This window comes from Bradyrhizobium sp. 192 (assembly GCF_023100965.1).
GTDB lineage: Bacteria > Pseudomonadota > Alphaproteobacteria > Rhizobiales > Xanthobacteraceae > Bradyrhizobium > Bradyrhizobium symbiodeficiens.
On the sequence record NZ_CP064690.1, the window covers coordinates 2,157,459 to 2,171,334 of the forward strand.

9 protein-coding genes and 4 pseudogenes are annotated in these 13,876 nt (G+C 63.2%); 8 read left to right on the forward strand and 5 right to left on the reverse strand.

Annotated features, from left to right (window positions below; translation table 11 throughout):
* Positions 1 to 113: 113 nt before the first annotated feature.
* Together ltrA (IVB24_RS09885) and IVB24_RS09890 are read right to left on the reverse strand one after the other, a co-directional pair.
* Complete coding sequence (gene ltrA / locus IVB24_RS09885; protein WP_346771363.1) at positions 114 to 1,523, reverse strand: group II intron reverse transcriptase/maturase; 1,410 nt, start codon at positions 1,521 to 1,523, stop codon at positions 114 to 116.
* 458 nt (positions 1,524 to 1,981) lie between these two features.
* Positions 1,982 to 2,197: pseudogene (locus IVB24_RS09890) on the reverse strand (transposase); the annotation flags it as partial.
* Positions 2,198 to 2,463: 266 nt separating this feature from the next.
* Between IVB24_RS09890 and IVB24_RS09895 the strand changes: the two are divergent.
* Complete coding sequence (locus IVB24_RS09895) at positions 2,464 to 3,681, forward strand: IS110 family transposase (protein ID WP_247289241.1); 1,218 nt, start codon at positions 2,464 to 2,466, stop codon at positions 3,679 to 3,681.
* On the opposite strand, the gene IVB24_RS09900 is transcribed toward IVB24_RS09895, so the two are convergent.
* Complete coding sequence (locus IVB24_RS09900) at positions 3,660 to 3,983, reverse strand: hypothetical protein (RefSeq protein ID WP_247337951.1); 324 nt, start codon at positions 3,981 to 3,983, stop codon at positions 3,660 to 3,662. The two genes, IVB24_RS09895 and IVB24_RS09900, sit on opposite strands and share 22 nt — an antisense overlap.
* Before the next feature lie 14 nt (positions 3,984 to 3,997).
* Positions 3,998 to 4,997: pseudogene (locus tag IVB24_RS09905) on the reverse strand (IS256 family transposase); the annotation flags it as partial.
* Positions 4,998 to 5,485: 488 nt separating this feature from the next.
* Here IVB24_RS09905 and istA point away from each other — a divergent pair.
* From istA to IVB24_RS09935, 6 genes and pseudogenes are all read left to right on the forward strand, one after another.
* Positions 5,486 to 6,970, forward strand: a complete 1,485-nt coding sequence (istA, locus tag IVB24_RS09910; RefSeq protein ID WP_247409554.1) for an IS21 family transposase — start codon at positions 5,486 to 5,488, stop codon at positions 6,968 to 6,970.
* Entirely contained in the window at positions 6,967 to 7,779 is an 813-nt protein-coding gene (istB, locus tag IVB24_RS09915) for an IS21-like element ISBj11 family helper ATPase IstB (protein WP_247300139.1), read from the forward strand. Before istA ends, istB begins: the two co-directional genes overlap by 4 nt.
* A 418-nt stretch (positions 7,780 to 8,197) precedes the next feature.
* On the forward strand, positions 8,198 to 9,607 hold the full coding sequence (gene ltrA, locus IVB24_RS09920; RefSeq protein ID WP_346771364.1) for a group II intron reverse transcriptase/maturase: 1,410 nt from the start codon (positions 8,198 to 8,200) through the stop codon (positions 9,605 to 9,607).
* A 242-nt stretch (positions 9,608 to 9,849) separates the two neighbouring features.
* Positions 9,850 to 10,692: pseudogene (locus IVB24_RS09925) on the forward strand (IS5 family transposase); the annotation flags it as partial.
* 125 nt (positions 10,693 to 10,817) lie between these two features.
* Positions 10,818 to 11,929, forward strand: a pseudogene (locus IVB24_RS09930) (IS3 family transposase); the annotation flags it as partial.
* Between the two features lie 225 nt (positions 11,930 to 12,154).
* Positions 12,155 to 12,322, forward strand: coding sequence for a transposase (locus IVB24_RS09935; RefSeq protein ID WP_247772784.1), 168 nt, complete (start codon positions 12,155 to 12,157; stop codon positions 12,320 to 12,322).
* A 283-nt stretch (positions 12,323 to 12,605) separates the two neighbouring features.
* Here IVB24_RS09935 and IVB24_RS09940 read toward each other — a convergent pair whose 3' ends face one another.
* Positions 12,606 to 12,899: a hypothetical protein gene (locus IVB24_RS09940; RefSeq protein ID WP_247772785.1), complete on the reverse strand. Its 294-nt coding sequence runs from the start codon at positions 12,897 to 12,899 to the stop codon at positions 12,606 to 12,608.
* Positions 12,900 to 12,986: 87 nt separating this feature from the next.
* On the opposite strand from IVB24_RS09940, the gene IVB24_RS09945 reads away from it, so the two are divergent.
* Positions 12,987 to 13,874 carry a 3-keto-5-aminohexanoate cleavage protein gene (locus IVB24_RS09945; protein ID WP_247772786.1) on the forward strand — a complete coding sequence of 296 codons (888 nt, stop codon included), beginning with the start codon at positions 12,987 to 12,989 and terminating at the stop codon, positions 13,872 to 13,874.
* The last annotated feature ends 2 nt before the right edge of the window (positions 13,875 to 13,876 follow it).

Sequence of the window (13,876 nt, forward strand, 5' to 3'; positions counted from 1 at the left end):
AAGCCGATGGCCCACGGGGATCGTGGTCGAGTAGCTCAGCCATTTGGCTTTCGCCCTCACAGATCCGGGCGGGCGGCTTTCCCGCACCCGGCTCTTCCCGAGGGTAGCCCGCGTCATATCCGCGCCTGCGCCCAAGTGCGAGTGATGCGTGGAACGGGCCGACGGAAGCGTGCCGTCAGGGTCTCGAACTCCGACCAGCCCATGCGCCGACTTTTCTGACTGCGCCGTCTCAGACAGCGTAGCCAAGTCCGACGCACTTCGCGATAGAAGCCGTTGAGCGCTGGATAATTGTGCGGCCTGCCGTAGTAGCCGTAGTGTCCACGCAGCACTGCGGCGAACCACTCGTGCTGGGTGGTCAGTGACTCGTGCATGAGCCGCCAGGCTTCCTGGCGCAACGCCGTCAGCTTGCGCGTCAGGCGCTTCCCTTCCGTCTTGTGCTTCACGATAAACCGGCCGTCCCGGGTCCGCCCGCAGTAGTGGGTGAAGCCGAGGAAGGCGAAGGTCTCGGGTCGCCGCTCGCCGCGCCGCTGACGCGAGAGGGCCGCAAATCGACCGAACTCGATCAGCCGCGTCTTGCCCTCATGGAGCATCAGGCCAAAGCTGGCCAGCCGCGCCTTGAGGGCCAAGAGCATCTCCTGCGCCTCCGCCTTGTTCTCGAAGCCCATGACGAAGTCGTCCGCATAGCGCACGGCCACAACGCGACCGCGTGCGCGGCGACGGCGCCATTGATGGATCCAGAGGTCGAGGATGTAGTGCAGAAAGATGTTGGCGAGGAGCGGGCTGATGCCCGCCCCCTGCGGGGTACCCCTGTCCGTTTCTTGCTTCTCGCCGCTCTCAAGAACGCCGGCCCGCAGCCACAGCTCTATGAGCCGCAAGATGCGAGGATCGGCGATCCTGTGCGCCACCATCCGCAGCAGCCACTCGTGGTCGACCGAGTCGAAGAAGTTGCGTATGTCGGCATCGAGCACCCAGTTGACGCGCTGGCTCATGATCGCCGTGTGCAAGGCGTCAAGCGCCATATGAGGATTCCGCCCCGGCCGAAAGCCGTAGGAGAACCCGAGGAAGTCGACCTCGTAGACGGAGCTCAGCACCTCGGCTACCGCGCTTTGGACAATCTTGTCCTCTAGCGCCGGCACACCGAGAGGCCGCTTACCGCCATCGGCTTTGGGGATGTAGACTCGTCGCACCGGCTGTGGCCGGTAGCGACCCGTGTGGACGCGTCCGCAGAGCTCGCGGAGGTTATCCGTGAGCCTCTGTTCGTACTTCGTCACCGTTACCCCATCGACCCCCGCGCTGGCCTGCCGCTTCTGTCGTCGAAACGCCCGAAGAAGAGCGTCCTCGTCGATGTGGTGCAGCAAGGCTGTGAACCGGGTTTGGGCAGCCTGCTTGGCTGCCGCGTTCACCCGTTCGAGGTTCGGCGGCAAGGCAACCCGGCTCTGTGTCCGGACCCTGGCCTTCTCGCGCGGGCTCCCCTCGGGCTGGCCCCTTCCCTCCATGCGTCTCGTTTCCTTCGACGACTTCACAGGTACTATGGACCAGTCCGACTCCCGACCTCAGCTCGGACCGCGGCTCTGGCAGTGCCTTGCCGCTGCCCCCCATTGGAGACCAATCCAACGGACCCGGTCGGGCCTCTCATGTTCCGATGATTACCTTCCATGCGTGATCCGGCCATCGACCCCGACGGAGCGGCATCGTCTCGCATAACGACGATGCTCATGCTGCCTTCGTGACTAGGGAACACACTCGGCCTCCGCGAACATCCACCTTTCGAGGCTCATTCCCGCACCCCGCATGGCTCCTGTCTACACTTCGAACCCCGCGTTGCCGCGACGCCCGCAAGACTCGGTCCCGGCCTGCCTGCTTCGGCTTTGGCCGGATGGGACTTGCACCCACAAGCATTCATCAGCTTGGCATGACGTACTCCCGTGGCGTGGTGTAGCTGGCGGCGGGTCACCACGTTCGCCGGCGAGAGCCGGGCTGGTCAGCTGGCGATCGCCGTGAGGCTGACGCTCGTATCATCGCTCAACGGCGCGATTGTTTCCAGTGTCATGTAACGGGCGCGCTGGACGGCCCATTCATCATTCTGTTCGAGCAGGATCGCGCCGATGAGGCGAACGATGGCGTCCTCATTGGGGAAGATGCCGACCACCTCGGTGCGCCGCTTGATCTCACCGTTGAGACGCTCGATCGGGTTGGTAACCGGTATGAGATTTCTCGGTGCCAACGTTCCGCTGCGGTGTTCTGCGTCGTGGCGTATGGTGCGACCATCGGGACAGAGGCACCGGGAGCACGATGTGCGGGCAGGCCGATGCATTCGATGAGCCGCGAGCTCGAGTTAGTAGCTGGCCGCCTCTGCGACTCGCCCGGTTGCGCTGAGAGCGCGAATGCGTAGTTGTCGTGTCGCCCGCAGCTCCCGTCATGTGGTCTGATTGGCAGGAGGTGCGAATGCGACGGGTGATTGGCATCGACGTCCACCGAACTTTCGGGGAAGTGGTGATTTGGGAGGATGGCAGGCTCCGACATGCGGGCCGCATTGATATGACGCGGACTGCGTTGGAGGGATTTGGCAAGACCCTGCTGGCCAGTGATGAGGTGGTGGTCGAGGCGACCGGCAACAGCATGGCGGTATCGCGGGTTCTGGCACCGTTCGTGGCACGGGTGATTATCGCCAATCCGCTGCAGGTGAAGGCGATCGCCCAGGCTCACGTCAAGACCGACAAGATCGATGCCGGCACGCTCGCCAGTCTGCAGGCGGCTGGGTACCTGCCGCAGATCTGGACGCCTGACGCGGAGACGGAACGCAAGCGTCGGCTGGTGGCGCGGCGCTACCAGGTCGTGCGCCATCGCACGCGGCTCAAGAACGAGGTGCATTCGATCCTGCACGCGCACCTGATCCCGAAGTGCCCGCATGCCGATCTTTTCAACGGCCGCGGCCGGGCGTGGTTGGCCGCCCAACCGTTGCCGGACGATGAGCGCGCGGCGATCGATCGGCACGTCCGCGAGCTTGACCGGCTGGCGGAAGATCTGGCCCTGCTCGACCGCGAGATCGCGCAGGACGCCATCGACGATTCCGCGGTCAACAGATTGATGACGATCACCGGCGTCAACTTGGCGGTCGCTGCCGGCATCATGGCGGCGATCGGCGACATCAGCCGGTTCAACAGCCCGCAGAAGCTGGTGAGCTATTTTGGGCTGAACCCGCGGGTGCGGCAGTCCGGACTGGGCGCCGCCCATCACGGCCGCATCAGCAAGATCGGCCGCAGTCACGCGCGCGCCATGCTGGTCGAGGCGGCCTGGGCAGCGGCCAAGGCGCCCGGTCCGCTGCATGCGTTTTTCGTGCGCATCCGCGCCCGGCGCGGCCATCAGATCGCCGCGGTGGCCGTGGCCCGGAAGCTCACCGTGCTTTGCTGGCATTTGTTGACGAAGGGCGAGGATTACCTGTGGGCGCGCCCGGCACTGGTCGCCATCAAGACCCGCGCGATGCAGCTTCAAGCCGGACATCCGCAACAGAAAGGCAGCCGGCGTGGGCCAGCGTATGCCTACAACATCAAGGCATTGCGCGACCGCGAGATGTTGATTGCCGCACAGGCGGAGCAAAGCTACGAGCGCCTGGTGACGCAATGGAAACCACGGCGGCCAAAAACCGGCGCGCGGGCGCCTCAGCTCGGCAAGACAAAATAGGGCAGCCTGGTGGCGCTTGCAGCCGATGCGCCACGCTTCGCCACGAGGTCGCCCGCGCCCACCCAGGATAATCCCGCCTGACGGCAAGTGCCAGCCAGGAATGCAGTCCCGTTCCACGCCAGCATGCCGCCGTGCTCGGGCCGGTCAAGGCCAAGCCTTGCGGTGGCCGCAAACGCGGCCAGCCTTGACCGCCCCTGCGCGCGGCGGCTGCGAGATCGATGGCCGGGACGGAAGAATGGCCCGCGGCGCAGCCGAACAAAAGAATGGACGTACGCGATTTCTGCAATCGTCATCTCGGTCATGAAAAAAATCGCTTGTCCATCTCATCCGTCGAGTGCAGCTTGGTCCGATGCTGTGGCGGAAAGGTCATGTAGGCCAGCACATCGGTCTCGGCCTCGTCGAGGAAGCCGGCAAGTTTGGGCAGCTTGGGGCGGAGCTGGTCGGCGACCTTGCGCCACTGGGTTCGCGCGGCCTCGACGTCGTCTTGGGCAAAGGCGGTGGCGATGAAGGCGGAGACGACCCGCCGTCCGCTCTTGCCGGCATGCGCCAGCGCGTTGCGCATGAAGTGGACGCGTGCAACGCTGCCAGCTGGCATTGAGCACCTTGGCCACGGTGGCCTTGATGCCTTCGTGGGCGTCGGACACCACCAGCTTGACGCCGCGCAGGCCGCGGCGGGCGAGCTTGCGCAGGAACGCCGTCCAGAACGTCTCGGCCTCGGAAGGGCCGATGTCCATGCCCAGGACCTCGCGTCGACCGTCGCTATTGACGCCGACCGCGACGATCACCGCGACTGAGACGATGCGGCCATTCTGGCGCACCTTCACGTAGGTGGCGTCGATCCACAGATACGGCCAGTCGCCCTCGATCGGACGGGCGAGGAAGGCCTTCACCTTGTCATCGATCTCGCCGCACAGCCGGCTGACCTGGCTCTTGGAGATGCCCGTCATGCCCATGGCCTGGACGAGGTCGTCCACCGAGCGGGTCGAGACGCCCTGCACATAGGCTTCCTGAACCACGGCGGCGAGCGCCTTCTCGGCCATGCGGCGCGGCTCCAGGAAGCCCGGGAAGTAGGAGCCCTTGCGCAGCTTGGGAATGCGCAGCTCAACCGCGCCGGCGCGGGTCTCCCAGATCCGGTCGCGGTAGCCGTTGCGCTGGGCCAGGCGTTCGGGGCTCTTCTCGCCGTAGGCCGCCCCGGTCTGGCCTCCCACTTCCAGCTCCATCAGACGCTGGGCGGCAAAGCCGATCATCTCGCGCAGCAGATCGGCGTCGGGGGTCTTCTCTACGAGCGTGCGCAGGTTCATCATGTCTTCGGTCATCGGTGGTTCCTCGGTTGCGTTGGCGTGTCGCAACCCGATCCTACCGGAGAACTGCCGGTGACCACCGCAAAGCCGCCCGCCCGCTACGGCGCTATTTGAAGGCGCGCATCCGGGCGGCTTTGCTCTACCGAGCTACACCACCACCGGGGAGTACGTCATGCCAAGCTGATGAATGCTTGTGGGTGCAAGTCCCATCCGGCCAAAGCCGAAGCAGGCAGGCCGGGACCGAGTCTTGCGGGCGTCGCGGCAACGCGGGGTTCGAAGTGCGGCGCGGCAATCAGGATGGAAGTGCAGCGTCAATCAGGATGAGAGAGCTTCGCCGGGCTCGTGACGCAGGGAGGGCGTAGCCCGACCGGAGTTACGAGCCCGGCGACGGCGCGATCCGAGCGGACCGCGCCGTCTGGTGATCGCGGCTGGCCGGTGATGGATGGTTCTTCTCGCCAAAGAGGAATCACCCGTTGCCAGGCTGCCATGTCACCGATCACCAGATGAGGCTCTACATGAAGTTCCGTCAAACCAATTCGCCGCCAGAGGCGGCCGCGAAGGCGTCGTTCAGTTCGTCGACCGCTTATCGGCTCGAGAAGGATCTGCGCCTTCCGTCGCAAAAGAAGACACCGCGGCAAAGGCGGCGGCCGGATCCCTTGGCCAACGTCTTCGGCCTGGAGGTCGTGCCGATGCTGAAGGCGGCTCCCGGCGTGCGGCCCGTGGCCATCTTCGAGGAGATGCTCCGACGCCATCCTGAGCTGGGGGCTGGAATCCGCCGCACGCTCGAGCGCCGGATCCGCGCCTGGCGGGCGATCCACGGCGAGGAGCAGGAGGTCATCTTCCGCCAGACCCACGAAGTGGGCCAGGTCGGCCTGTCCGACTTCACCGATATGGGCGAGCTTGGGGTCGCCATCGCTGGCGTGCCGCTCGATCATCGCCTGTATCACTTCCGGTTGGCCTATTGCGGGTTTGAACACGCCCATGTCGTGCTCGGTGGCGAGAGCTTCGTCGCATTGGCCGAAGGGCTGCAGAATGCCCTGTGGTCGCTCGGTGGGGCACCGCGGGAGCATCGGACCGACAGCCTGTCGGCCGCCTTCTGCAATCTCGATCGCAATGCGAGGGACGATCTGACCAGGCGGTACGAGGACCTCTGCGCCCACTACGGCATGCGGCCTTCCCGCAACAATCGCGGCATCGCCCACGAGAACGGGGCGATCGAAAGCTCGCATGGCCATCTCAAGCGCACGATCGCCGATGCGCTGCTGTTGCGCGGCACTGCCGACTTCGATGATCTCGCCGCCTATCGCGGCTTCATCGACGAGATCGTCAGCCGCCGTAATGCCCGCAACTCCAAGCGGATCGACCACGAGCGCGCCACCCTGCAGGCGTTGCCAGATCGCCGCACCTCGGACTACGAGGAGGTGATTGTCCGCGTGACGTCAAGCGGCGGCTTCACCTTGCGCAAGGTGTTCTACACCGTGCCGTCGCGTTTGATCGGGCACCAACTGCGGGTGCGCCTTTACGACGATCGTCTCGACGTGTTCGTCGGCGGCACCCATCTCGTCACCCTGCCGCGTGGGCGGCCGCATTCCAACGGCAAGCACGACCAGGTCGTCGATTATCGGCACGTGATCCATTCCTTGCGGCGCAAGCCAATGGCGCTGCTCAATCTCGTCTACCGTGATCGGCTGTTCCCGCGCGATGCCTATCGCCGAACCTTCGATTGCTTGCGCGAACGGCTGCCGGACAGGAAAGCCTGCCGGATCATGGTCGATCTGCTCGCACTGGCCCATGAGCGCGGCTGCGAGGCCGAACTCGCCGATCAGCTCGCGACCGAGCTTGATGCCGGCCGACTGCCCGACCTCAACCGGCTGCGCGCTTACTTCTCTCCCGATCCGGCCTGCGTGCCGCACGTCGTGGTGCAGCTCGCACCGCTCGCCACCTATGAGTGCCTCATCGGTGCCGGCGAGATCGGAGGTGCCGCATGAGCACGGCCAACACCATTGACACCGCGCGCCTCAATCTATTGCTCAACGAGTTGCGGCTGCCAGCCATCAAGGTGCTGTGGCCGCAATTTGCCGAGCAGTCCGACAAGGAAGGCTGGCCGGCGGCCCGCTTCCTCGCCACCATTGCCGAGCACGAGATCGCCGAACGCGGCCGCCGCCGCGTCGAGCGCCATCTCGTCGAGGCGCGGCTGCCCGCTGGAAAGACCTTCGACAACTTCGACTTCGAGGCTGTGCCGATGATCTCCAAGGCACAGGTGACCGCGCTCGCCGCCGGCGATGGTTGGCTCGGCAAGGGCGCCAATCTGCTGCTGTTCGGCCCGCCCGGCGGCGGCAAGAGTCACTTGGCGGCAGCCATCGGCCTGGCCCTTATCGAGAACGGATGGCGCGTCCTCTTCACCCGCACCACCGATCTCGTCCAGAAGCTCCAGGTGGCGCGGCGCGAGCTCAATCTCGAGGCCGCCATTAACCGCCTCGACCGCTTCGACCTCCTGATCTGCGATGATCTTGCCTACGTCACCAAGGACCAGGCCGAGACCAGCGTGCTGTTCGAGCTCATCAGCGCTCGCTACGAGCGGCGTTCCATGCTGATCACCGCCAATCAGCCCTTTGGAGAGTGGAACAGGGTCTTCCCGGATCCTGCTATGACGCTCGCCGCCATCGATCGCCTCGTTCACCACGCCACCATCGTCGAGATGAACGTCGAAAGCTATCGCAGGCGCACCGCGCTCGAGCGGAAGCGTGGTCCAGGGCGACCATCCTCGCACGCGACACCAAAAACACTCGCTGATTGACGCTCCGCGACAATCAGAGCGAACAAAACTCTTGCGCGCGACAATCATCGCGGCAATCATCACCTCGCCGCGACACCGACTCGCCATCCTGATTGTCGCGCGCTTCCCATCCAGATTGTCGCGCTATATCGAAGTGTAGACAGGAGCCATGCGGGGTGCGGGAATGAGCCTCGAAAGGTGGATGTTCGCGGAGGCCGAGTGTGTTCCCTAAACACGAAGGCAGCATGAGCATCGTCGTTATGCGAGACGATGCCGCTCCGTCGGGGTCGATGGCCGGATCACGCATGGAAGGTAATCATCGGAACATGAGAGGCCCGACCGGGTCCGTTGGATTGGTCTCCAATGGGGGGCAGCGGCAAGGCACTGCCAGAGCCGCGGTCCGAGCTGAGGTCGGGAGTCGGACTGGTCCATAGTACCTGTGAAGTCGTCGAAGGAAACGAGACGCATGGAGGGAAGGGGCCAGCCCGAGGGGAGCCCGCGCGAGAAGGCCAGGGTCCGGACACAGAGCCGGGTTGCCTTGCCGCCGAACCTCGAACGGATGAACGCGGCAGCCAAGCAGGCTGCCCAAACCCGGTTCACAGCCTTGCTGCACCACATCGACGAGGACGCTCTTCTTCGGGCGTTTCGACGACAGAAGCGGCAGGCCAGCGCGGGGGTCGATGGGGTAACGGTGACGAAGTACGAACAGAGGCTCACGGATAACCTCCGCGAGCTCTGCGGACGCGTCCACACGGGTCGCTACCGGCCACAGCCGGTGCGACGAGTCTACATCCCCAAAGCCGATGGCGGTAAGCGGCCTCTCGGTGTGCCGGCGCTAGAGGACAAGATTGTCCAAAGCGCGGTAGCCGAGGTGCTGAGCTCCGTCTACGAGGTCGACTTCCTCGGGTTCTCCTACGGCTTTCGGCCGGGGCGGAATCCTCATATGGCGCTTGACGCCTTGCACACGGCGATCATGAGCCAGCGCGTCAACTGGGTGCTCGATGCCGACATACGCAACTTCTTCGACTCGGTCGACCACGAGTGGCTGCTGCGGATGGTGGCGCACAGGATCGCCGATCCTCGCATCTTGCGGCTCATAGAGCTGTGGCTGCGGGCCGGCGTTCTTGAGAGCGGCGAGAAGCAAGAAACGGACAGGGGTACCCCGCAGGGGGCGGGCATCAGCCCGCTCCTCGCCAACATCTTTCTGCACTACATCCTCGACCTCTGGATCCATCAATGGCGCCGTCGCCGCGCACGCGGTCGCGTTGTGGCCGTGCGCTATGCGGACGACTTCGTCATGGGCTTCGAGAACAAGGCGGAGGCGCAGGAGATGCTCTTGGCCCTCAAGGCGCGGCTGGCCAGCTTTGGCCTGATGCTCCATGAGGGCAAGACGCGGCTGATCGAGTTCGGTCGATTTGCGGCCCTCTCGCGTCAGCGGCGCGGCGAGCGGCGACCCGAGACCTTCGCCTTCCTCGGCTTCACCCACTACTGCGGGCGGACCCGGGACGGCCGGTTTATCGTGAAGCACAAGACGGAAGGGAAGCGCCTGACGCGCAAGCTGACGGCGTTGCGCCAGGAGGCCTGGCGGCTCATGCACGAGTCACTGGCCACCCAGCACGAGTGGTTCGCCGCAGTGCTGCGTGGACACTACGGCTACTACGGCAGGCCGCACAATTATCCAGCGCTTAACGGCTTCTACCGCGAAGTGCGTCGGATCTGGCTGTACTGTCTGAGACGGCGCAGTCAGAAAAGTCGCCGCATGGGCTGGTCGGAGTTCGAGGCCCTGACGGCACGCTTCCGTCTGCCCGTTCCACGCATCACTCGCACTTGGGCGCAGGCGCGGATATGACGCGGGTTACCCTCGGGAAGAGCCGGGTGCGGGAAAGCCGCCTGCCCGGATCTGTGAGGGCGAAAGCCAAATGGCTGAGCTACTCGACCACGATCCCCACGGGCTTGCAAGACGGCTTTTTTATTCTTTTCTGAATGACTGAACTAGCTCGTCAGGATAGGTTGGCAGTCTGCTGAAGAACCCCCTCGCCACGGAGCGGGCTTGATGATTCACTTTATCATCTCGAATCGGCGGAGGCGGTCATGCGCGGCAGGTTTACGGATCAGGGCGGCCTGTTTTCGTACATCGCGCCGGATAAGCGCGTGCCAGCGAACCATCCGCTGCGGAAGGTTCGGGAACTTGTCCGGGATGTTTTGAGTGATTTGAACCGCAGCCTTGGGAGGCTCTACGCCAGCGAGGGACGTCCGTCGATCCCTCCAGAGCAATTGCTGAGCGCCTTGCTGCTGCAGGTGTTCTACGGCATCCGTTCGGAACGCCAGTTGATGGAGCAGCTGGACTACAATCGTTTGTATCGCTGGTTCGTGGGACTGTCGCCGGACGATCAGGTCTGGGACCCGACCACCTTCACCAAGAACCGGGAGCGGCTGCAGAACAGCGATGTGTTCACGAAGTTCATGACCAGGCTTCTGAACCATTCTCAGGTCAATCGCTATTGTCGGACGAGCATTTTTCGGCGGACGGAACGCTGATCGAAGCCTGGGCTTCGCAGAAGAGGTTTCGCTCCAAGGACGGGCCGCGGCGACGATGATGACGGCGCCAACTTCCACGGCCGGAAGCGCAAGAACGACACCCATGCGAGTACCAGCGATCCGGACAGCAGGCTTTATCGCAAGGCGGCCAGACGTGAGGCCAAGCTTTGCTACATGGGTCACGCCACCATGGAGAACCGGCATGGGCTGGCGGTGGCTGGCAGGGTCACGCATGCCAATGGCACCGCCGAACGCCGGGCTTCGGAGGTCATGCTGAAGGCGAGACGCAAAGCCGCAGCCCGCCGCATCACGGCCGGTGAGGACAAGGCGTACGATACCGCCGACCATGTCGCCAATCTTCGCGCCATCGGCGTGACGCCGCATGTGACACAGAACCAAGCCGTCACTAAACCGGCAAGAACCGCAACAGCGCCATCGACGAACTGAAGTGGACCCCGGAAATAGGACCAAACGTTAAGGTGTGAAGCGTCCTGCTCTGTTTGAACCGACGGAGCACGGATATGACGAAATCACGCAAGAAGTTCGATGCCGCATTCAAGGCCAAGATTGCCCTGGAGGCCCTGCGCGAGGTCGCGACGGTGCCTGAACTGGCGAAGCGGCACGGCGTTCACCCGAACCAGATCTACGGCTGGAAGAAGCAAGTCCTCGACAATTTGGCGAGCCTGTTCGTGCGTGGCGCGACGGCTTTGGGAGATGGCGAGGAGGAGCATGAGCGTGAGACGGCGAAGCTATATACCAAGATTGGCCAGTTGACGGTTGAAAGGGATTTCTTGGCCAAGAGGCCCGGGCGATGACCGTCCCCGAGCGCAGGGCGATGGTCGAGCGCCCTGGCGAGAATTTGTCGGTTCGGCGGCAATGTGAGCTGCTGAATCTGGCGCGTTCGGGCGTCTATCGCTCCGAGCCGGTGACCAGCTCCGACGATCTGGCCATGATGCGACGGATCGACGAATTGCATCTGAAGTGGCCGTTCTAGGGCTCGCGACGAATGGTGTTCGAACTCAACCAGGCAGGCTACGGCATCAACCGCAAGCGCATGCAAAGGCTGATGCGCGTGATGGGAATCGAGGCGCTGGTCCCGCGTCCCGGCACCAGCAAGGCAGCGCCCGGCCACAAGATCTATCCATATCTTTTGCGCGGCGTCAGCATCACCGAGCCCAATCACGTCTGGGCCAGCGACATCACCTACATTCCGATGGCGCAGGGATTCCTGTATCTGGTGGCGATCATCGACTGGGCTACCCGGGCGGTATTGGCGTGGCGTCTGTCGAACACGATGGATACGGGCTTTTGCATCGCCGCGCTCGACGAAGCGCTGGCGCGGCACGGCCGGCCTAAAATATTCAACACGGATCAGGGCGCGCAGTTCACCAGCTCAGCCTTCACCGGCAGGCTTGAGGCTGTAGGCGTTGCGATTTCGATGGACGGACGCGGTCGTTTCATGGACAATATTTTCATCGAACGGCTGTGGCGCTCGATCAAGTACGAGGAAGCGCATCTGAAAGCCTATTCCGACGGACGCGAAGCGCGAGATGGCATCGGATCATGGATGAGCCTTTACAATCATCGCCGCCCGCACCAGGCAATGAATAACCAGTTTCCGATGGCGGCATGGCGTGCCGGCATCGACAGGATCGAGACCGCGAGGACTGTGGATATGCCGCTTCGCTTGGACAACGCAAACGCGTTGCCCACATACCCACAGCAGACGCAACAGCAGCAGAAGAAAGCTCCTTGATTTGAACGACAAGGCAGGCCGGATCACACCTTAACTTTGGCGATCCATGGTCCCCGCTCCGGGGTCCACTTCAAACGAACCACGCGGCATCGGGGATATGGCATGTCGCAATCGCGCCAGGCGATGGTCGAATGCATCTTCGGGTGGAGCAAGCAGCATGGCACCATGCGCAAGACCAAACATCGTGGCGTCGCCCGGGTCGCCGCCGACTTCCTGCTCAATCTGATCGCCTATAACCTGATCCGCATTCCCAAACTGCTTGCCGCTTAGTCACCCCGCGCCGGGGGTAACCCGGCGCCCGGCCGGACACGGCATCCAACCTCCAGCGCTCCGCCCCGTCAGCGACTGAACAAGAAAACTCTCAACTTCATAGTTTTTCAGCAGACTGTTAGAGATATCCGTAGCGAGCTCGTGAGTACCTGCGCTTAAAGATCTCGGCAGCATTCGATCGCCGTTGCTGCGGCGCGATGCCCCTGTCGCACGACCGTCCGGCGCTGAAATGGAACGATGTCCAGATGCTGAGCGCGTGGGCCGTCTCGCGTACATACCACTATCAAGGCCGTTCAAGCTCGGCATGATAGGCAGCCCGCATCAACGGTTTCGTCGTGTAGGCCGCGTCCAATTCACTACGGGATGATTGAAACGCGACAAGCGGCAACGCACGTTCCGGCGTAAGGAGCTTGTTACGCGTTGTTTCTTCTATCAAATTGAAGTGTGCGAACGAGAGTCCGTGAGTGGCACGTCGGTTGCTGATGACGAAGGACTGTTGCAGCCAAAGACGGGCAGCGGCACTGCTGCTGGGAGTTTCCGATGAGATCCGCTCGTTGTTCTGGTCACGCAGTGCCATCGTTCACGCCGATTTAAGATCATGAGATGAAATTTATCGCAGATGCGGCAGGCATGGATAAAGTTTAGGTGAAAGGAGAAGGTTATTATGATCTCAGAGGTGTTCATCACCTGTGCGGTGACTGGCGGAGGCCTTGCGCCTAAGCAAAAGAACGTTCCAGTCACCCCGCAGGAAATCGCCGATTCCGCAATTGAGGCAGCACGGGCCGGCGCGGCGGCAGTTCATCTGCACGTGCGTGATCTCAAGAACCGGCAGGGCGTGCTGGACCTTGGTCTTTATCAGGAACTGGTGAAACGCATTCGCAACTCCGATGTGAAACCGGTGATAAACCTCACCACGGGTGAGGGTTGCTATCTTGTGCTCGGCAGCCCCAACGCTCCTCTCCCCCTTACGCCGGAGACGGACATGCTGGGCGCGCTCGAGCGGCTCGTCCACGTCGAAGATCTGCGCCCTGAGATCTGTACGTTGGATTGCGGATCCTTAATTAGCAAGGCGGGCGAGCTCGTCATGGTCAATACCATCGGAACGTTGAGGATGATGGCCGCGCGACTCCAGGAGCTTGGCGTGAAACCAGAGCTCGAGGCGTTTGATATTGGCCACCTGATGATGGTGAGAGACCTGTTCCAGGAGGGTTTGATTGACCGTCCGCCTCTCATCCAGTTGTGCATGGGTGTAGGCTATGGTGTACCGCCGGACTTGATGACATTGCTGGCAATGGCACACCAGCTGCCCCCAGGCGCCGTGTATTCGGCCATTGCGGTCGGGGCGATGCAGCTTCCGTTTGCGGCCTTGGCGCCGCTGATCGGGGCGAACGTGCGAGTGGGGCTGGAGGACAACCTGTATCTCTCCCGCGGGCGCTTGGCGACGAACGCAGAGCTGGTGCAGCGGGCAACTGAAATCCTCGATCGGATGGGAGTGCGCGTGCTGAGCTCGAACGAGATGCGCGAAAAGCTCAAACTGAAAGTTCATGCCTGAGA

Bases quoted from the DNA above. Each gene is read 5' to 3' on its own strand.
- IVB24_RS09900 (WP_247337951.1), bottom strand. From the start codon at position 3,983: ATGACCGAGATGACGATTGCAGAAATCGCGTACGTCCATTCTTTTGTT.
- istA (WP_247409554.1), top strand. From the start codon at position 5,486: ATGAGGCTCTACATGAAGTTCCGTCAAACCAATTCGCCGCCAGAGGCG.
- istB (WP_247300139.1), top strand. From the start codon at position 6,967: ATGAGCACGGCCAACACCATTGACACCGCGCGCCTCAATCTATTGCTC.
- IVB24_RS09935 (WP_247772784.1), top strand. From the start codon at position 12,155: ATGTCGCAATCGCGCCAGGCGATGGTCGAATGCATCTTCGGGTGGAGC.
- IVB24_RS09940 (WP_247772785.1), bottom strand. From the start codon at position 12,899: ATGGCACTGCGTGACCAGAACAACGAGCGGATCTCATCGGAAACTCCC.
- IVB24_RS09945 (WP_247772786.1), top strand. From the start codon at position 12,987: ATGATCTCAGAGGTGTTCATCACCTGTGCGGTGACTGGCGGAGGCCTT.